Source organism: Nitrosospira multiformis (genome assembly GCF_003050865.1).
GTDB classification, from domain to species: Bacteria; Pseudomonadota; Gammaproteobacteria; order Burkholderiales; family Nitrosomonadaceae; genus Nitrosospira; species Nitrosospira multiformis_E.
On record NZ_QAOK01000008.1, the window covers coordinates 69,491 to 89,378 of the forward strand.

Genomic DNA, 19,888 nt, shown 5'->3' on the forward strand with positions numbered 1-19,888 from the left:
TACGCCTGGTTAATATTGGCCACTACCCTCTACCCTCAAATCTGCCGGCCAGGTTATCGATCATCGTCATGAAAGATTCGATCAATCAAGCTAAGAGGCCGCCTGATATCCCGCAGGCTGATGGAGACGTTCAAGGCAGATTAATCACTGCCTTGCTGGATCCTCGCCGCTACCCTCACCCGGCAAAACGTGTGCAAGTAATGGAGACGCACATTTCGTGGGTACTGCTGGCGGGACGCTATGCCTATAAAATAAAGAAGTCAGTCGATCTGGGCTTCCTCGACTTTACCGATTTGTCATCACGCCGCCATTATTGCGAAGAGGAATTACGCCTCAACCGGCGTCTTGCACCCCAACTCTATCTGGGTGTCATTCCCCTCGGCGGTACGGCTGAAATGCCGGAAATCGGCGCTGAACCGGCTATCGAATATGCAGTGAAAATGCGCCGCTTCGCTGCCTCCCAACAACTGGACAGGCTTGCCGAGCACGGCAAGATTTTGCCGGAGCATATGGATAGCCTGGCGGCAAAGATCGCACATTTTCATAATGGTCTGTCATCGGCTGAACCTGCGGCCGGGCTTGGGTCGGCCACTGCGACACAGGCAACAGTATTGCAGGCTTTCAAGCAATTACAGGCTGGGCTGGCTGGCACTGAAAATGAAGCCCGGATGGCCGGATTGCGCCAGGCCATCGAGACTGAGTATGACGTACGCAAGGAGCATCTGGAACGGCGGCTTGCCGAGGGTTTTGTGCGTGAATGTCACGGCGATCTGCATCTGGGCAACATTGCGCTCATTCGCGGACAATCCGTTCCCTTCGACTGTATCGAATTCAGCCCCTCGCTACGCTGGATCGATGTAATGAACGAAGTCGCCTTTACCGTCATGGACCTGCTGCATCGCCAGCGGTCTGAACTTGCCTATCGCTTCCTCAATGCCTATCTGGAAGCTACGGGTGATTATGGCGGCGTGCCCTTGCTGCCTTTCTATCTCACCTATCGCGCTGCAGTGCGCGCGATGGTTAGCGCCATTCGCGCCGGTCAGAGCAATCTCTCCAAACGGGACAAGGCAGCCGCGCTGGCATCCTGCAGTAGTTTTCTTGATCTCGCCACAGCATGCCTTGCACAACAGCGTCCCGCCCTGATCATTACCCACGGTTTGCCGGGGTCGGGCAAAACGACTTTCTCGCAAGCAGCACTGGAACGACTGCAAGCTATACGCATACGCTCGGATGTGGAGCGCAAGCGTTTATTCGGATTGGCCGCGTTGGCAGACAGCCGCTCCCATACAGGCGGCATTTACCATGCGGAGGCTACAGCACGAACTTATGCGCGGCTCCATGATTTGGCCCGAGCACTGCTGGCAGCGGGCTTTCCGGTAATCGTGGATGCCGCCTTTCTGAAACGGGAAGAGCGTGAGCATTTCCGAATGCTCGCGGATGAACTAGCGGCCCCGTTTGCGATTGCATCCCTGAAAGCGTCATCCGAGATAATGCAAAGCCGTATCGTAAAACGGCAAAGCGAATCAAACGATGCCTCCGAGGCTGATCTGGGAGTATTGAAACTGTTACAGGAAAAAGAAGAAGTGCTGGCGCCGCAGGAACAGGCTTACACAGTAGAGTTCGTCAATGAGAAAGAAGGTTTTGGCAGCGAGGATAGCGCCTGGAAGAAACTGGAGCGGTTGCTGGATGGAAGATAACTCCAACTGTTACTGTTGTTTCAACAAATCAGGCAGCTCTCGTTGATCTTGTTCGCCCCGGCAGGGCTATTGACCGAGCAGAGCCCGGCCTGCTACGGGGTTGAGCACTGCTCGATTCTTCGACTACCGCCCCTCCCATCCCTCTTCCCGGGGGAGAGGGAGCCTGAGGAGCGTGCTCCACGAACTGGATTTCTTCCAACACATCACCTAATCTTGATAGAGGAACTTCGAACAAGCCCGACCGGGGGACAGCCTCATGGCTGATCCCCATGTTCCTATGTTCTCCCATGTTCTTTACGCTACAGCGATGCTGTCTTGACATGCGCTTGCCGCCCATTCGCCGACTATTGCCGTGCTCAGAACAACACTGCGCTTACCCGTCAAAACACTGCCGCAACCCGACGAAACGACATGCGGCCCAACGTGCCTGCATGCCATCTACAGCTATCTCGGCAAGACGGAGTTGCTGGACACCATCATTGAGCGGACCCACAAGCTTGAAGACGGCGGAGGAACCTTTGCTGTCTTTTTAGGGTGTGACGCGTTGCGAAACGGTTTCCATGCCACCATCTATACTTATAACCTGAAGGTTTTCGATCCAACCTGGTTCACATCAGGTGTGGATATTGCAGAACGGTTGCAACGGCAGCGCGAGATCAAGTCGGACTCGAGATTGCGGCGGGCTACCGAGGGTTATCTGGAGTTTCTACGTCTGGGCGGCCGATTGCGTCTTACAGACCTCTCGCAATCCCTCATCCACGGTCTTTTACGTCGCGGCCTGCCCATCCTGACCGGCCTGAGCTCCACCTTCCTTTACCGCGCGCCGCGGGAATACGGGCCAAATGACACACCGGACGATGTGCGGGGGTTTCCGGCCGGACATTTTGTCGTACTCACCGGTTATGACCGCGAGAAGCGGACTGTTCTGGTCGCCGATCCATACGGCCCGACCCAGGAGTACTGGAGCAACATAGACCGGGTGCTGTGCTCGGTGCTGCTGGGCATCGTGACACATGACGCCAATCTGCTCGTCATCCGAACAGGCGATGGATCGGGTGAGACAACATGATGGCGGCATTGCCGGCTTTCGCGGGTTACGGCATCGAGCTGGAGTACATGATTGTCGACCGGAAGACGCTTGCGGTTGTTCCCATCGCCGACGAGTTGCTGCGAAAACTTACGGGCGCGTTTGCATCCGAGGCCAGGAACGGCCAGTTGGGATGGTCGAACGAGCTGGTGCTGCATCTGCTCGAACTGAAAAACATCGACCCGCAGCCAGACATTTCCTCCCTGTCTCTCGCGTTTCAAGGCGAAATCCGGCGGATCAGCAAGGTGCTCGAATCGATGAACGCACGGCTCATGCCGGCAGGCATGCACCCCTGGATGAATCCCCGCACGGAGACCCGCCTCTGGCCGCACGATCAGTCGGAAATCTATCGGGCTTATGACCGTATCTTCGACTGCAGAAGGCACGGCTGGGCCAACCTGCAAAGCATGCACCTCAACATGCCTTTCGCAAACGACAATGAATTTGCACGGCTTCACGCCGCGGTGCGGCTGTTGCTGCCCATTCTTCCGTCGATAGCGGCAAGCTCGCCAATCGCCGAAGGCAACTACTCTGGTTTCCTGGATTTCCGGATGGCAAACTACTGCGAGCACCAACTGAAGGTACCCTCGACCATCGGTCGGATAATCCCGGAAACAATCTCCAGTGCCGCCGCCTATGAAGCAAAAATTCTGGCGCCGATGTACCGCGAAATTGCAGCACTCGATCCGGAAGGGATACTACAGCATGAGTGGCTCAATGCGCGCGGGGAAGTTCCCCGCTTTGACCGTAACGCTATCGAGATTCGCGTAATCGATACCCAGGAATGCTCGAGTGCTGACTTTGCCATCGCCGCTGCTGCGATCAATATCGTGCATGCGCTCTACAGCGAAGCTTACGCGCCGCTGGCCGAGCAGCAATCCATCGCCACGGAAGTATTAGTCAGGATCATGCATGACTGTATCCGTGACGCAGAGCAAGCCGTAATCGATGATGCGGAATACCTTTGCCTGATGGGTTTTCCGGGTACGGATTGCACGGCTGGCGTTCTGTGGCGGCATCTCATCGAGTCTGAGATGCCGGTCGAACCCAGGCAAGAAAAAAGCTGCCGGGAAGCGCTGCAAACCATTTTAAGAGAGGGCCCGCTTGCGCGCCGCATCCTGAATGCGATCGGTTCCGACTTCAGCAGGAGGCGGCTGGAGACCGTCTACCGCGAGTTGTGCGATTGCCTGGACGAAGACCGCATGTTTCTGGAATAAGTTGCGCATTACTTCAATGATTATTTCAATGAAATGCAGGCGACGAATATTCATTTTTTAATCAGTTGTGAACATGGCGGTAACCGCATTCCACTGCGCTACCGTCCGATGTTTGAGGGCTATGAGCATTTGTTGCACAGCCACCGTGGCTATGACAGCGGCGCTTTGAGCATGGCGAAAGAACTTGCCATGAGACTGCACTCGCCATTGTTCGCCGCCACAACAAGCCGCCTGTTGATCGACCTCAACCGCTCGATCGGTCACCCCCGGCTTTACTCGGAAGCGACCCGTCACACACCTGCCGCTATCCGCCATGAGATCCTGAAGAACCACTACTTGCCCTATCGCACTTCGGTAGAAGCGAACATCGCGGATGCCATTCGCTCCGGCCTGAGGGTAATCCACATCTCCTCACACAGCTTCACTCCCGAATTGAATGGAGAGGTTCGCAATACCGATATCGGACTGCTTTACGATCCCTCACGCCCTCTTGAGCAAGAGCTGTGCAACCGCTGGCGGGCGTACCTTGCCGCGCACGTGCCCGATTTAAGGGTACGCCGCAACTATCCCTACACCGGATCGGTAAATGGTTTCCCCACCTACCTGCGCCGCCGGTTTCCTGCCAATGCTTACGTCGGAATCGAACTGGAGGTCAACCAGAAACATATTCTCAAGGGTGGCTGGCGATGGCATGCATTACGCAGCCTGCTGGCTGGCACACTCAACGAGGCAGTTGCATGAGCCGACCCATACTCCTCTGAAGGTATCCTCGAGCACTGCAGGATACGGAGGTCAGGTCAACACCAGCTCAGATGCGAAGGTTCCGGGTAGAGGTAATGGGGCCGCACTCGTCATCCACCTTTTTTGCCAGTGCTTGCAGCGAGGCGGAGATTTCTACCGGGTAAGCGGAGGCCGTTTCAAGCAATCTGAGGGGTTCCGGCAGACGGGCATAGTTCGCCACTGTTTGCCGGCGGATGGCCTCCAGCTTCCTATTCCCGTTGATCCCGTCAATGCGTTGCCCATTCCGCATCATAGGGACGATTAGAGGCTTGCCCTCATGCAGATCATCCTTTTCCAGTGCAACAACATCGCGCACCGCGCGACCATCCGGGTCATATTTGCGATACACCTGCTTGCGCCCCGGCCATGTCGCTTTTCCCTCGGAGCGTTTGCGGCGGGCCTTGCCGGCGTACTCCTGCAGCTTATAAGCGCAATCCAGCGCCGGCGCGTCGCTCGACACGTCTAATGCAGTACCCAGGCCAAAGCCGTCGATGGGAGCGCCGGAGGAAATCAGTTCATGCACCCGATTTTCGTTCAGATTACCGCTGGCAAAGATGCGGGTTTTTTCAAGCCCCCCTTCGTCGAGTATCCGGCGCACGCGACGTGCATGCATTCCCAGGTCGCCGCTATCCAGCCGGACACCACTCACCTCGATGCCATCCTGCGCAAGTTTACGGGCCAAGGTAACGACCTTGATGGCAGCCGCCTCGGTGTCGTAGGTATCGATCAGCAGCGTGGAGTTTTTCGGATAGCAACGCACAAGATGTTCGAAAGCGGCAGTCTCGTCTGTATGGGCCTGAATGTAGGAATGAGCAACGGTGCCGAACGAAGGCATGCCATATATTGCCGCGGCAAGTACTGTTGATGTGCCGGAAAAACCGGCAAGATAACTTGCCCGGGCGGCAAGCAACGCGGCTTCCGCTCCATGTGCCCGGCGCATGCCGAAATCCACCAGGAGTTTGCCGGGCGCAGCCAGCACTGAGCGTGCTGCCTTTGAGGCGATCAGGGTTTCGAAATGCAGCAGGTTGATGAGACGCGATTCGACGAACTGGGCTTGCGGCAGTGGCGCCGTAATGCGGAGGATGGGCTCATCCGGAAAAAAAAGAGTACCTTCCGGCATTGCATGTACATCGCCGGTAAAGCGGAATTGTTCAAGGTAGTTTATAAGAGCCGGTCCAAACCGCGGCTTGAGCCATGCCAACTCCCCGGCTGAAAAACGCAGGTTTTCAAGGAATTCCAGCGCCTGTTCCAGACCAGCCGCCACCAGGAAATTCCGGGTGGGGGGAAGCTTGCGAAAAAACAGCTCGAATACCGCGGTTTCCTGCATTCCCTGCTGAAGGTAGCTCTCCAGCATCGTCAACTGGTAATGGTCGGTCAGCAGCGGGCTGGAGATTGGGTTCACTCAGGGACGATGGTTTCGAAATCGATGAGTTTTGCGCCCAGATGGGCCATTTCCTCCAGCGCGGCGTTGCTCGCGTCGACATCCATCCCCCGCACTGCATCCTTGAGAACAAAGATGTCATACCCTTGGTTCAAGGCATCCCGTACGGTACTGAGGACACAATGGTCCGTCGCCAGGCCACCGATGAAAACGCGGGAAATTCCCGCAGATTTCAGCATCGCATCCAGTTCTGTCTCCGAAAAACCGGAATAGGCATCTTTCTCCCTGGAGGTGGCCTTGGAAGCAATATGCGTGTCGCAGGGGATTTCAAGACTCGCCGGAAATGCCGCGCCCTGCGTGCCGGCAATACAATGCGCAGGCCAGGGCCCTCCTTGTTGATGAAAGGAGCAGTGATCAGGCGGATGCCAGTCGCGGGTAGCGAAAATAGGCAGTTCGCGAAAAAGAAAAGCTGCGATATACCGGTTAAGGCTTGGGATGACCTCATCTCCCGCCGGTACAGGAAGGCTTCCGCCGGGCAGAAAGTCGTTTTGCACATCCACTATGATAAGGGCATCACCAGTGCCTATGTCTGTTTTCATGGCAGTCTCCTATCCCCTTTGCCGCTTTGCTCCCTGGACTTTACATTCTTCGGTCGAGTGCGCCGGACTTAGTTTAATCCCCCGAACCCGTTAAGCGCGGCTCCGCTTCTTCGGGTTCTTCTACGTGACGCTTGCCGGTACTGACGCGTTTTGCCTGAAAACCTTCACTGCCGATATCTTCGAGGAATTGCACCTCGCTTCCTTCTTCCAATTGCTCAAAGTTATTGTTGGCAAGATTTTCGCGATGAAAGTACAACTCCTGCCCACCCGAAGTTTCGACGAAACCATAGCCTTCCTCGGGCATCAGCCGTACCACCTTTCCATGCAGAACGGGAGCATGCGCCTTGACTTCACCGCGCTGGCGCCGCCCGTAGTCTTCGAGCTGCCGCTTTGCGGCGTCGAACGCATCGCGCAGCGCAACATACACGTCCTCGTTCGGTTCGCGAGTCACCACAAGCTCCTTTCCCGGCACTGTAATGTCAAGCCGCACATTGAACAGGTTGCCCTGATGTTTGTGTTTGTGAGGAACCTCGACAACTATCCTGCATCCCATGATCTGGGGATAAAAAGTCTCGAGCTTTTCCGCTTTTTGCCGAATATGACTTTCCAGTGCCTCAGAATGGGGAATATCGCGTGTGGTGATCTGAAGTTGCAGTTTCATGACTTATATCCTCTCCATGATAAACTCATATTGCATCCCTAAGATAAGACTGAAAGACAGGAGCCCGACCAGGACTGCCAGGCTACGTCCGGCGCTCCGTTTCACGCAACTGGCTTTTGTCGCCGCGGATGAGCAGCACGGGAACATGTGCCATGCGGACGATCCCTTCCGCAACGCTCCCGAACAGAACGCGACTGAAACCGGAACGGCCATGTGTGCCAATTACGATCAGCTCGGCTGACCAGCGCCTTGCTTCTTCGAGTATTACGCCGGCAATGCGCTCACCACCCGCTTCCAGTAATTTCACTTCGGCTGCAACCCCTGCCTGTTGCATCAATGTTTGCGCCTCCGTCAATATCCTTCTGCCGGTTCTCTCCAGGGATTCCTTCATTTCATCGTAATTGATGTAGCTGTTGGCATCCATCAAATGAATATCAGCCATGACATATACCAGTTCCACCTGGGTGCTGTGCTGCTTTGCAAGTTTCGAAACTTCCTGGAGCGCAAGATTGGAGGTTGCGCTGCCATCTATTGGAACCAGGATACGTTGATACATGTCACTCCTTTGAAAAAAAGTTTTTAATATTGTTAACCCTTAACCCCTAACCCTTGATGCAGACTTTCGGCCGGAGAAATGCGACTCGGCGGGCGAGCCCGGCTTCTTCCGTGGCCTCCGCCACCAGATCGACATCCTTATAAGCGCCCGGCGCCTCTTCCGCCACGCCGCGCATGGAGCGGGTATGGATCAGGATGCCTTGTTGCGCCAGCTCGTCCACCAGCGCGCGTCCTTTCCACCGCGCGAGCGCCTGATGCCGGCTCATGGCGCGACCTGCGCCGTGGCTCGAAGAAGCGAAGGCCGGATTTTCGCTGGCACCAACGAGAATGTAGGAACCTGTCCCCATGCTTCCGCCGATAACGACGGGTTGTCCTACCTGACGGTAGCGTTCCGGCAACATGGGGTGTCCCGGCCCGAATGCGCGTGTGGCGCCCTTGCGGTGCACATAGAGCAACCTTGATTCACCGTCGATCTGATGGGTTTCGGCCTTGCAGGTATTGTGCGAAACATCAAACAAGGTTTCAAGCGCGGCTTGGGGATAAATTTCCGTAAATACAGAACGGGTAAGGTGCGTCAGAATTTGCCGGTTGGCAAGCGCGCAATTGATCGCGGCATTCATGGCGCCGATATATCGCTGGCCTTCGGGGGACTTGACAGGCGCACAGGCGAGTTCACGATCGGGTAAATGAATGCCCAAACGGCTGGCTGCTTTTGCCAATAGCACCAGATAATCGGTACCGATCTGGTGCCCCAGCCCCCGCGAACCGCAATGTATCGAAACCAGGATTTGTCCTTCATGCAGGCCAAACGCCAGTGCGGCAGCAGGATCGAAGATGCGGTCCACCACCTGTACTTCCAGGTAATGATTGCCTGAGCCGAGCGTGCCCATCTCGCCGCGCTGGCGCTTTTTAGCAAGTTCGGATACGTTATCCGGGATCGCCCCTGCAACCCGTCCATGTTCTTCAATATAATCCAGATCTGCCGCGGTGCCGTAGCCTTGCTGTACCGCCCAGTGTGCACCGCCGTGCATCACCTGGTCGAGTTGCTCCGGGTTCAACTTGATCTCGCCCTCCTCGCCCACGCCGGCAGGGATGGCGCGAAACAAGGCGTTCCCGAGTTCGGGAAAATGCTCTACAGCATCCTCGAGATCGAGATTGCTGCGCAGACAGCGTATGCCGCACGAAATATCGAAGCCGACTCCGCCCGCGGAAATCACGCCCCCCTGCTCAGCATCGAAAGCGGCAACGCCCCCTATGGGAAAACCATATCCCCAATGTGCATCCGGCATGGTCATTGCCGCCCCGACCAGCCCCGGCAGGGAAGCAACGTTGGCGATCTGCTCGAGTACCTTGTCGTCCATGCTGACGAGCAAGGGCGCCCCGCCATACAGGAGGACCTCCGCGCGTTCTTCGCCCGGTGTGCGCGGCAGCGTCCACAGGTAGGGTTGCAGTTGGCGCAAGCGCTCCAGATTCATGTCACCTCCTGCCGTTACTGTCGTTCATTTGCATCGTTTCATCTCGAAGCCGATTCACACATCCACTATGCAGCGCGCTTCCCACATTGCTCCAGTTTTTTTGACTGAAAGCATGGTCAGCGTCGCACCTTTGACTTCGACCCCCCGCTCCAGGTCCTCACGCCATTTTTCACCAAAAGCTTCGGTGGACCACAGATTTTCCCGGCGCTGCACATGGAAGCAGCTGAAAACCATGCCGAGTTCACGCGCCTTCCCCAGCAACAGATTCAGCCATGTCACCAGCGCCAGTTCGTGATCTGATTCTTCGAATTCTATCTTGACCGAAGTCTGCGGCTGCACCTTATCCAGGGGCGTGACTATACCGAACACTGCTTGAGCGGCTGTCTCGAACGCCTGCTCCAGCGTATCGCCGCGTCCGATAATGCCGATGTCCGCATCATGCTCGAAGTAGGATGAAGTCTGGCCTGGCACGCACGAATTATCCTTTGATCCATTACTTAGTCTAACCCAAGCGGCCTCTCCAAAATTTCCCCTTTGCTTTTCCATTGGCTCTCCTATCTGCGCTCTCCCGTTTGCTTTTATCGCGCTAAAAACGGCACTAAAACTGGAGTACACATTACAAGCTATAGGAGAACCCCTTTGCCGTGTCAAGGGTAATCGGATGCGCCCTCAACCCTTGCTGGCCGGCTGAGCCTGCACGTTCCCATGAATATACTAAACTGATCATGTGAATCCTCGGCCAGCAACTTTCCGGCAAAATCAGCAAAGTGCTTGTCGACGGGAGCAAACGGGAAAGCGCATGCCCAGCCATAACGCCGATATCGCCGCTGTCTTTGAAGAGATTGCCAATCTGCTCGAGATCGAAGGCGCAAACCCTTTTCGGATACGCGCCTACCGTAACGCAGCCCAGGCAATAGGCGCCCTTTCCACCGAAGCGTACGTGCTGCTCGAAAACAAGGAAGACCTGACAGAGCTTCCCGGCATAGGGCGCGATCTTGCAGGCAAGATCGAAGAAATTGTTGCCACCCGCCATTGTACCTTGCTGGACCGGCTGCAAACTGAGCTTCCTCCTGCGGTCACCGAACTTCTGAAGGTTCCAGGCCTTGGCCCCAAGCGGGTCCGCCATCTGTATCACGACCTCGATGTCCAGACTGTCGAGCAGCTCTACGGCGCGGCGCGCGACGGACGCATTCGTGCACTGCCCGGTTTTGGCGAGAAAACCGAGCTCAACATCCTTCAGGCGATCGAGGCGCATGCCGATCAGAAAGGGCGTTTCAAGCTGGCGGTGGCGGCACAATACGCGGAGCCGCTACGCGCGTTTCTGGCGGGCGTTCCCGGAGTCAAGGAAGCAACCGTGGCCGGCAGCTACAGGCGCATGCGCGAAACAGTGGGCGACCTCGATATCGTTGTCACAGCCGCACCGGGCAACGCTGTCATGGAGTGCTTCACCGGGTACGAAGAGGTCGCCGAAATACTTGCTGCCGGAGGCACTCGCGCCAGCGCGGTCCTGAAATGCGGCTTGCAGGTGGACCTGCGCGTAGTCGCAGACAAAAGCTATGGTGCTGCCCTGCACTACTTTACCGGATCAAAAGCCCATAACGTTGCGGTACGTTATATCGCGCAGAAAAAAGGGTTGAAAGTCAACGAATACGGCGTGTTTCGGGGTAAAAACCGTATCGCGGGCGAGACCGAGGAATCGGTCTATCGTGCCGTCGGGCTATCCTTTATTCCACCAGAGTTGCGCGAAAACAGGGGTGAAATAGACATGGCGCGAGTTCGGAAATTGCCACGTCTGGTGGAGCTGGGCGACTTGCGGGGTGATCTGCACGTCCACACAAAAGCCACGGACGGCCACAACACATTGCGCGAAATGGCGCTGGCCGGCAAATCGCATGGCCTGGAATACATTGCTGTCACGGATCATTCACGCGAACTGAGAGTCGCACGCGGCCTCGACCCTCTGCGGTTGAAGCGCCAGTGCGATGAAATCGACGCGCTTAATGAAGAGCTGGAAGGGATTACCCTGCTCAAGGGAATCGAGGTGGACATCCTGGAGGATGGCACGCTGGATCTGCCGAATCACGTTCTGGCGCAACTCGATCTGGTTGTAGGGGCGATCCACAGCAAGTTCGAGCTTCCGCGGGCGAGGCAAACCGAGCGGATACTGCGCGCAATGGAACATCCCCATTTCACCATTCTTGCGCATCCCAACGGTCGCCTCATCCCGCAACGCCCGCCTTGTGATATCGATATGCCCCGCATTATCCGGGAGGCGGGACGCCGCGGATGCTTCCTCGAACTCAATGCCCAACCCGAGCGGCTGGATTTGTTCGATATCTACTGCCAGATGGCCAAGGAGGAAGGGGTGCTGGTCAGCGTCAATTCCGATGCCCACAGCACTTTTGATTTCGTGAACCTGCACTTTGGCATCGGTCAGGCAAGGCGCGGGTGGCTGGAAAAACAGAATGTGCTCAACACCCGCTCTCTTGAGGAATTGCGGATACTCATTGCCCGCGCGATGCAGCACCCAACACGTACGGCCGTATAAACGTCAATCAAGCGTCAAATCCGATCATGTAAAAATGCCCGGTAAAAAATTCACCTATACTGAAAATAAACTCGTGAGCGGGAGCAGCCATGTATTTTGAAAATCGCGCGGCAGCAGCCAGGAAGCTTGCGGAGGCGCTTTCCGAATACCGCGGTAAAAATCCGCTGGTTCTGGCTATTCCCAGAGGCGCAGTGCCAATGGCCAGAATTATTGCCGATGAGCTGAAAGGTGAACTGGACGTGGTGCTGGTGCGTAAAGTACGGGCGCCAGGCAATCCCGAATTCGCGATCGGTTCCGTCGACGAAACCGGCTGGGTTTATCTTACGAGTTATGCCAGCGATGTGGGCGCGGACGAGAAATACATCAAGGATGAAGTTTCCACGCAACTGGAAACGATACGGCAGCGCCGGGCTCAATATACCCCGGTACGGCCGCCGATCGATCCCGCCGGACGAATAGTGATCGTAGTCGATGATGGGCTGGCTACCGGTTCGACCATGATAGCCGCGTTGCATGCGCTCCGGGCGAAGAAACCGGAGGAATTGATCTGCGCGGTACCCGTGGCCCCACCCGATACGGTGGAGAAAGTGCGCAACAGTGCTGACCGCGTAGTATGTCTTTCCAGTCCCATCAACTTCTACGCTGTGGCGCAGTTTTACATGGATTTTCCACAGATAACGGATGAAGAGGTTATCGCCGTGCTTGCAGCCGTTTGACTTCCCAACATGAATCCAGGATAAGACCATGATACGTTATCCAGTAGATGTTGATACCCGGGTCAGCCCCAATCTCTCGCTGCTTATCGACAGCCGGGTCAACGATCCCGATGCGGAGCAGCCTGTTACGCTTGCCACAGTGCGAGCTTTCATCGCCGGTCTGCTGCCTTCTGCATTGGATGAGGCTGAGCGATTGCACCATTTCGACATGGATGCCTCACTCCTTGACGAACTCGATGTGCTGATCGAGGAATATGGAGGAGATGCGCTTGCCATTGATTTTGTGAGAAGCGATGCGAGCGAAGCGCTTACACGGGCAATAGAAGCCGTAGTCGATGACGAAAATCGTGAAAATCCTCCCACGCTCGGCGCAGTGCGAGACGCCATCACCGGTGGCCTTACTGCAAAACTGGTTGGCGACGGTGTTCTGGAGGATGATGAGGATGACACCTTGCTTGCGGAGATCGATGCGCTGATCAGACGTAATGGTCCCGACGCCCTGGCGGAAGAATTTATCCGTTACGAATAGTCATTTCCTCCTCCTGCCCCCGACAAACAGGTCGGACACCATTAAGAATCCGAGTCTGATCCAGATTCTCCATATTCCCGGTCCGAGGTTCTTTCGGTCAAACAAAAGGTTACAATAACAGTTCTTGAACAGCATGGACGCGCCGTCCGCCCGCGGCGTGGAGGAGCCAACCCTTGGGAAAATCTTCGACACAACGACAGGACGCGCTTGACCTGAAACCGGCGATACTGGAGTTACGTCATATCGGCAAAGCATACTCCAGCGCCGGGGATGGACGACAGGTGCTGACGGATCTGTCCTATACCTTGAGGGCGGGTGAATACGTGGCGATCATGGGTGAGTCCGGTGTCGGAAAATCCACGCTGCTGAATCTGATTGCCGGCCTGGATACGCCCGATACAGGCGAGATACTGATTGACAATATTACTCTGTCATCACTGGACGATGATGCCGCCACCCGCTTGCGGCGCAGGGAATTCGGCTTCATTTTCCAGGCATTTCACGTCCTGCCGCACCTGACCCTGAGCCAGAACATAGCCCTGCCCCTGCTTCTGAATGATCTTCCTGTCGAAGGTGCGGAACACATGCTGGATTCAGTAGGCCTGGCTGGCCGGGGCCACCATTTTCCCCGTCACCTGTCGGGCGGAGAATTACAGCGCATCGCAATCGCCCGTGCGCTGGTACATCGACCGAAATTGATTCTCGCTGATGAACCCACAGGCAACCTGGACCCCGATACGGCGCACGATATCCTCATGCTCATGCGTCGGGAGATCAAGGCGAATAGCGCTTCCGGCATTATTGTCACCCATTCGCATGCCGCCGCGGCAACAGCAGACTGCGTTCTCGTGCTGACAAAGGATGGGCTGCATCCCTTTGTAGCGGAAAAGGCTGCGGACTTGCCGAAGCAAATAAAATGAGGTGGCGCAATAAGGCCATGCTCGCTCGTTGGCTGCTATCAGGCGAATGGCAGGCTCACAAGGTTCAGTCAGGCGTCGCCGTGCTCGCAATCGCGATCGGGGTGGCACTCGGGTTTGCCATTCACCTCATCAATACAGCCGCCTTCAACGAATTTTCCGCTGCCGCGCACAGCCTTTCCGGCGAGTCGGATCTTGAAGTGCGCGGGCCGCAAGCCACAATCGACGAATCGATTTATCCACTGCTGGCAGAGCACGAGGATGTCGAGCTGGCAAATCCCGTACTGGAACTCGACGTCGCCCTCCCCACCCATTCGAAGGAACGCAAAGACGCCACCCTGAAAATTCTCGGGCTGGATATTTTTCGCGCTTCGGTCATGGCGCCCGACCTGATCGGCATTCCGGCGGAAGACAAGCTGTTCGATGTCCTTGCGGATGACGCCATTTTCCTCTCTCCTGCCGCCATGGAGTGGCTAGGGGTAAAGCAAGGCGACATCCTGAACCTGAGTGTAGGCACCCAGACAGTTGCACTGCGGGTTGCCGGGGGCTTGCGCAGGGCGCGGGCGGGACAGCGCATTGGCGTAATGGATATTGCCACGGCGCAATGGCGGTTTCATCGTCTCGGCCAGTTATCGCGCGTCGAGTTGAAACTGCTTCCCGGCACTGATAAAGCTGCATTCAAGGCGGAACTCGAGCAGGAACTGGAGCCCCAAAGCCAATACCTTGTTGCCGAACCCACCACCCGGGAAACCCGGGTGGCAAACATGTCGCGTGCCTATCGGGTAAACCTGAACGTGCTTGCGATGGTAGCGCTATTTACCGGCACCTTTCTGGTATTCTCCACCCAGGCGCTATCCATTGTCCGGCGAAGACATCAGTTCGCCCTGTTGCGGGTGCTCGGCTTCACGCGCAAACAAATGCTGGGACAGGTTTTATGGGAGGGGGCCATTCTTGGCTTCGTCGGGTCGGTGCTCGGCCTTGCTCTCGGCTATGCCACGGCCACCAGCGCGTTGCATTATTTTGGCGGAGACCTCGGAGGCGGTTTTTTCCCGGGAATAAAACCCGTCATGCATTTCGACCCTGCGGCTGCAATAGTCTTTTTCATTCTGGGAGTGGGCATTACCTTGCTTGGCAGCGCTGCTCCCGCCTGGGAAGCAGCCAGGGCTCTTCCAGCGCCCGCCCTGAAATCCGGAAGCGAAGATACGGCGCTCGCCAGGCTGGAGAATCCGTGGCCGGGGTTACTTTTCCTTGCTTCGGGCATCCTGTTTACCCGATTGCCGCCAATTTTCGATTTGCCGATTTTCGGTTATCTTGCCGTAGCGCAACTGCTGACGGGCGGCATTATTCTCATGCCGCCCCTTTCTGCACTCATTTTCACTGCCGTATTCCGTATGGTGCAGCATGCGAGCCACGCCAGGCCGGTGCTGACCACGGCATTGGCGCGGCTCGCCAATGCTCCCAATCAGGCCGCGATCGCCCTCGGGGGCATACTGGCAAGCTTTACCCTGATGGTCGCCATGGCGATCATGGTTACAAGTTTTCGCGTATCGGTCGATGACTGGTTGAGGCACATCCTGCCTGCCGATCTGTATGTCGAAACCGCAGCGAGTGGAGATACGCGGGGCCTCATCCCGGATGAGATGAAAGCACTGGCAGAAACGCCGGGTCTCGTGCGAGTGGACTTTTTCCGCTCCTCCAAACTGATGCTTGATCCAAGCCGGCCCAATATCACGCTGATCGCACGTCCCATCGATATATCCGAGCCCGGAAATACGTTGCCGTTGACAGGCGAATCGATTCCGGTCGCCCAGCTTCCGAAAGGTGCGATTCCGATCTGGGTTTCCGAACCCATGGTGGATTTATACGGTTATACGCCCGGCAAGCACGTCACGCTACCCATCGCTATGCCCGCGCGCACGTTTATCGTGGCAGGAGTGTGGCGCGACTACGGGCGGCAATTCGGCGCGATACAGATGCGCCTGGCGGATTATCAGGCGCTGACGGACGACCTGCTCGTGAATGATGCCGCGCTTTGGCTGGAGCAAGGGGTGGCGCCGGAGCAGGTAATCGAGTCGATGAGGCAGCTCCCGTTTGGCAATGCGCTGGAGTTTTCAGATCCGGGGCAAATACGCGCGCTCAGCCTGAATATTTTTGACCGCAGCTTTGCCGTAACCTATCTGCTGGAAGGTGTGGCAATCATCATTGGCCTGCTTGGTGTTGCGGCGAGCTTTTCGGCGCAGGCCCTGGCGCGCATCAAGGAATTTGGAATGCTGCGTCATGTCGGCATGACACGGCGCCAGATACTCGGCATGCTGGCAATAGAAGGGGGTCTGCTGACAGCGCTCGGCGTTCTGCTCGGCTTTGTGCTTGGAGGATGTATCAGCCTGATCCTGGTCTTTATCGTGAATCCCCAATCGTTCCACTGGACCATGCAATTGAGTCTTCCCTGGAGGAGTCTCTTGAGCGTGGCGCTGATGCTGATGTTTCTGGCTGCGTTCACGGCGGTGGCATCGGGACGCCATGCAGTTTCGGGTAATGCGGTACGCGCAGTAAGGGAGGACTGGTAATGCGAGCCGTAAAGCGTAATGCCGGATATTTCGCCTGTTCCTGCAAACAAGGGGGGCGCCACGCCGGATTCAAATGGCTGAGTGGAACCGCTTTCCTTGTTGCGGCTTTGTTCCTTGCTTTCTTTACCGCCGGCTACGTTCTGGCGGAACGGCCACAGCTATCACCGGTAGTTCGAAACGTGCCCCTTGTGTTCCCGCGGGATTTCGGGGCGCATCCTGGCTTCAGAAATGAGTGGTGGTATGTAACCGGCTGGCTGGAAACGCCCGAAAAAGAACCGCTTGGCTTCCAGATCACTTTTTTCCGCGTGGCGACCGAACATGATCGCGCCAACCCCAGCCGCTTTGCCCCCCGAGACCTCATCATTGCACACGCCGCGTTGTCTGATCCGGCAGCGGGTAAACTCCTGCATGACCAGAAAAGCGCACGGGATGGTTTTGGTCTGGCGTATACCACGGAGGGCAACACGAACGTCAAACTGGACGACTGGTTTATGTTGCGGGAGGAAAACGGGCGCTACCAGACCCGCATAAAAGCAGACAATTTCCAGCTCGATTTTTCGCTGACGCCCGCGCAATCCCCCATGTTGCAAGACCTCAACGGTTTTTCCAGGAAAGGGCCGCAACCTGAGCAGGCGAGCTATTACTACAGCGAGCCTCACCTGCGGGTAAGCGGGAAGGTAACTCGCGATGGCGAGGAGATCGCCGTGAAGGGCATCGCGTGGCTCGACCATGAGTGGTCTACTGCCTACCTCGATCCGAAAGCGGTGGGATGGGATTGGGTTGGCGCCAATCTTGATGACGGATCAGCCCTGATGGCGTTTCAGATTCGCGGCAAGGACGGCAGCAAGGTCTGGGCGTATGCCGGTATTCGAGAGCCGTCAGGGCAGTTCACGCGGTTTGAACCTGATCAGGTAAGCTTTGAGCCGCAACGCACCTGGCATTCAACACGCACCAACACCACCTATCCGGTGCAAATACAAATTCAGACCAGCACTACCGTCTGGGTGCTCACACCCCTGATGGATGACCAGGAACTGGATTCGCGGCAATCCACCGGTGCAGTTTATTGGGAAGGCGCTGTGACCGTAACCCGCGACGGCAAACCCGCAGGGCGCGGCTATCTCGAGCTGACCGGCTACGTGGAGCCGCTGAGTCTCTGAGCATTCAAAACCTTCGTCCTCCTACATATTCCTGCTCTTCCTGATTACATCATAGGCAGCCTGCACTTCCTGGGCTTTAGCAGTGGCCATTGCAATCATATCTTCCGGCATGCCCTGCCCTATCAATTTATCAGGATGATACTGACTCATCAGCTTGCGATAGGCGCGCTTGACTTCCTGGTCGCTGCTTTCCCTGGTCACCCCCAGTGCTTTATAGGCATCGTCAAGAGTGGTAGCCGAGGGTGGCTGCCCCCTCGCAAAATGCGACTGACTCAGCACCATGTCCAGCAGTTGGCGGAATGCGGACGAATCATAGCCAAGATAGCGCGCCACGTCTCTTAACAGGCTCTCCTCGGCTGCGTCCATGCGCCCGTCCGCCACTGCCATGACGATAAGATAAACCAGAAGCATCTGCACAAGGTTATGGGTGTGCCCGCAAACAATCATGAACTCATTCAGCTTGGGCGCGTGATCAAAATCAGGCGTTGTGCCCTGTTTGAAAAGCGCAATCGCTCTCTGCCGATGCTCCGCCGACATTCCCAGCTTCTGTATGAAGCCTTCAACATGGCTAATCTCCTCCTGGGAAATATGCCCGTCTGCCTTGGCAAGTTTTCCCATGAGTATGAAAACCGTTTCGAGAAAAACCGTTTGCCGCTGGGCGCTTGTAAACGGATTGATCGCACCTGCGCCGTACGCACGATAACGATCGATGAAGCTGCCAGCGATGTATCCAAGAAATGCGCCGAAAATACCGAAGAAGTAAAAACCCAACAGGGCTAAAATTATTTTGAACAAGCGAGCTTCCTTTGACGGACATGAAAACGGCAAAAAAGTGATTCGGTGCGCCGTTATTCCTGGGGAAAGAATAATGATGAGTGAAATAATATCAGTAAATGCCTCTGCGCCATGCTGAACCTTTTTCCCCTGTCGAACAGTACCGGTCCGTTACAGCCTGGCACGACAATGAGCACAACAATGAGGCAGCAAGACAAGCCAGACAATGAATGGACCAGGCTTTGCCATCCACGAGTAAATGACGGAAAGAACCTGCCATGAAAGTGACACAGGAGGAATCATGATCGAACTGCATTCCAGTCCAACCCCGAACGGCCAGAAAGTGATGATCATGCTGGAAGAAATCGGAATCGAATGGAAACACATCGATGTCGATATCAATGTAGGGGAGCAATTCCAGCCCGGGCATCTGAAACTCAATCCCAATAACAAGATCCCCGCAATCGTGGATACGGAGGGTCCAGGGGGCGGTTCATACACAATGATGGAATCGGGCGCGATTCTCGTTTATCTCGCCGAGAAAACAGGCAGATTCCTGCCCAAGGATGTGCGTAAGCGTTATGACACCCTGCAATGGTTGTTCTTCCAGGTTGCGCATATCGGCCCCATGTTCGGGCAGGCGAACCATTTCAATCGGCAGGCCAGGGACAATCAGTACGCGCGGGACAGGTACAACAATGAGTCGCTTCGCCTCTATCGAGTGCTGGAAAACCGGCTGGGTGAATCCGCGTGGCTCGGGTGCGATGAATATTCAATTGCCGATATCGCCACCTACCCCTGGTGCAAAGGCCACGGCGAACGCGGTATCGACAAAACCACCTTCCCGAGCTTCATGCGCTGGTTCGAGAGCATGGAAGCACGTCCCGCGGTCCAGCGCAATAATGAAATGGCAGCCGAAATTCGGGCCCGAATGGAAAAGGCGGCAAAGGACAAGCCTGTTATCAATATGTATGACACCAGGGATAATGCCGAGCGGCTTGTCCGGGCGACGTCGCGCAAGCCATGAGAAAGGCATGAGAAATGTTATCTGGCACTGCGCAATTTGCGGCCCTAACGCTTGCCCCTTTCAGAGCAAGCGGTTCAAACAGGCCAGGCGACGGTTTACTGGCAGTTTTTGCTGTTATAGATAGTCGTAAGCGCACTCCTCCTGTCACTGATCAACCGGGTTGCCTCCCCGGCATCGTAATAGGTATAGGCCAGGCCC

At 56.1% G+C, this 19,888-nt stretch carries 18 protein-coding genes; 11 read left to right on the forward strand and 7 right to left on the reverse strand.

Annotation, left to right across the window (positions count from 1 at the left end; genetic code table 11):
• Positions 1 to 68 precede the first annotated feature (68 nt).
• From C8R21_RS06100 to C8R21_RS06115, 4 genes are all read left to right on the forward strand, one after another.
• Positions 69 to 1,697 (forward strand): bifunctional aminoglycoside phosphotransferase/ATP-binding protein, encoded by a 1,629-nt coding sequence (locus C8R21_RS06100; protein ID WP_258192284.1) that lies wholly within the window; start codon positions 69 to 71, stop codon positions 1,695 to 1,697.
• A gap of 352 nt (positions 1,698 to 2,049) precedes the next feature.
• Complete coding sequence (locus C8R21_RS06105) at positions 2,050 to 2,766, forward strand: C39 family peptidase (protein WP_107761906.1); 717 nt, start codon at positions 2,050 to 2,052, stop codon at positions 2,764 to 2,766.
• On the forward strand, positions 2,763 to 4,001 hold the full coding sequence (locus tag C8R21_RS06110) for a carboxylate-amine ligase (protein WP_107761907.1): 1,239 nt from the start codon (positions 2,763 to 2,765) through the stop codon (positions 3,999 to 4,001). The genes C8R21_RS06105 and C8R21_RS06110 overlap by 4 nt, the downstream gene beginning before the upstream one ends.
• Positions 4,002 to 4,034: 33 nt before the next feature.
• The gene (locus C8R21_RS06115) at positions 4,035 to 4,742 is read left to right on the forward strand and encodes an N-formylglutamate amidohydrolase (RefSeq protein ID WP_107761908.1); all 708 of its coding nucleotides are present in this window, start codon (positions 4,035 to 4,037) and stop codon (positions 4,740 to 4,742) included.
• A gap of 67 nt (positions 4,743 to 4,809) precedes the next feature.
• Here the strand turns inward: C8R21_RS06115 and C8R21_RS06120 are convergent, their stop codons facing one another.
• The 6 genes from C8R21_RS06120 to C8R21_RS06145 form a co-directional block, all read right to left on the reverse strand.
• The gene (locus C8R21_RS06120) at positions 4,810 to 6,183 is read right to left on the reverse strand and encodes a nicotinate phosphoribosyltransferase (protein ID WP_107761909.1); all 1,374 of its coding nucleotides are present in this window, start codon (positions 6,181 to 6,183) and stop codon (positions 4,810 to 4,812) included.
• Positions 6,180 to 6,761: a nicotinamidase gene (locus C8R21_RS06125; protein WP_107761910.1), complete on the reverse strand. Its 582-nt coding sequence runs from the start codon at positions 6,759 to 6,761 to the stop codon at positions 6,180 to 6,182. Before C8R21_RS06125 ends, C8R21_RS06120 begins: the two co-directional genes overlap by 4 nt.
• A gap of 73 nt (positions 6,762 to 6,834) precedes the next feature.
• Positions 6,835 to 7,422 (reverse strand): HPF/RaiA family ribosome-associated protein, encoded by a 588-nt coding sequence (locus C8R21_RS06130; RefSeq protein WP_107761911.1) that lies wholly within the window; start codon positions 7,420 to 7,422, stop codon positions 6,835 to 6,837.
• Positions 7,423 to 7,504: 82 nt separating this feature from the next.
• Positions 7,505 to 7,978 carry a universal stress protein gene (locus tag C8R21_RS06135; protein ID WP_107761912.1) on the reverse strand — a complete coding sequence of 158 codons (474 nt, stop codon included), beginning with the start codon at positions 7,976 to 7,978 and terminating at the stop codon, positions 7,505 to 7,507.
• Between the two features lie 46 nt (positions 7,979 to 8,024).
• A complete protein-coding gene (locus C8R21_RS06140) occupies positions 8,025 to 9,452 on the reverse strand; it encodes an RtcB family protein (protein WP_107761913.1) in 1,428 nt (475 codons plus the stop codon).
• Positions 9,453 to 9,506: 54 nt separating this feature from the next.
• The gene (locus tag C8R21_RS06145) at positions 9,507 to 9,998 is read right to left on the reverse strand and encodes an archease (protein ID WP_219906617.1); all 492 of its coding nucleotides are present in this window, start codon (positions 9,996 to 9,998) and stop codon (positions 9,507 to 9,509) included.
• Positions 9,999 to 10,251: 253 nt separating this feature from the next.
• Here C8R21_RS06145 and polX point away from each other — a divergent pair, with 253 nt between their 5' ends.
• From polX to C8R21_RS06175, 6 genes are all read left to right on the forward strand, one after another.
• Positions 10,252 to 12,000 carry a DNA polymerase/3'-5' exonuclease PolX gene (polX, locus tag C8R21_RS06150; RefSeq protein ID WP_107761915.1) on the forward strand — a complete coding sequence of 583 codons (1,749 nt, stop codon included), beginning with the start codon at positions 10,252 to 10,254 and terminating at the stop codon, positions 11,998 to 12,000.
• Positions 12,001 to 12,089: 89 nt separating this feature from the next.
• On the forward strand, positions 12,090 to 12,716 hold the full coding sequence (locus tag C8R21_RS06155) for a phosphoribosyltransferase (protein ID WP_107761916.1): 627 nt from the start codon (positions 12,090 to 12,092) through the stop codon (positions 12,714 to 12,716).
• A gap of 28 nt (positions 12,717 to 12,744) precedes the next feature.
• On the forward strand, positions 12,745 to 13,245 hold the full coding sequence (locus C8R21_RS06160) for a hypothetical protein (RefSeq protein ID WP_107761917.1): 501 nt from the start codon (positions 12,745 to 12,747) through the stop codon (positions 13,243 to 13,245).
• 173 nt (positions 13,246 to 13,418) lie between these two features.
• Positions 13,419 to 14,165 carry an ABC transporter ATP-binding protein gene (locus tag C8R21_RS06165; RefSeq protein WP_375135996.1) on the forward strand — a complete coding sequence of 249 codons (747 nt, stop codon included), beginning with the start codon at positions 13,419 to 13,421 and terminating at the stop codon, positions 14,163 to 14,165.
• Entirely contained in the window at positions 14,162 to 16,729 is a 2,568-nt protein-coding gene (locus tag C8R21_RS06170; protein WP_107761918.1) for an FtsX-like permease family protein, read from the forward strand. Before C8R21_RS06165 ends, C8R21_RS06170 begins: the two co-directional genes overlap by 4 nt.
• Positions 16,729 to 17,889 (forward strand): lipocalin-like domain-containing protein, encoded by a 1,161-nt coding sequence (locus C8R21_RS06175; protein WP_181258866.1) that lies wholly within the window; start codon positions 16,729 to 16,731, stop codon positions 17,887 to 17,889. The genes C8R21_RS06170 and C8R21_RS06175 overlap by 1 nt, the downstream gene beginning before the upstream one ends.
• A gap of 21 nt (positions 17,890 to 17,910) precedes the next feature.
• Here the strand turns inward: C8R21_RS06175 and djlA are convergent, their stop codons facing one another.
• Complete coding sequence (gene djlA, locus C8R21_RS06180; protein WP_107761919.1) at positions 17,911 to 18,684, reverse strand: co-chaperone DjlA; 774 nt, start codon at positions 18,682 to 18,684, stop codon at positions 17,911 to 17,913.
• A gap of 280 nt (positions 18,685 to 18,964) precedes the next feature.
• Here djlA and C8R21_RS06185 point away from each other — a divergent pair, with 280 nt between their 5' ends.
• Positions 18,965 to 19,690: a glutathione binding-like protein gene (locus C8R21_RS06185; RefSeq protein WP_107761920.1), complete on the forward strand. Its 726-nt coding sequence runs from the start codon at positions 18,965 to 18,967 to the stop codon at positions 19,688 to 19,690.
• Positions 19,691 to 19,888: the final 198 nt, after the last annotated feature.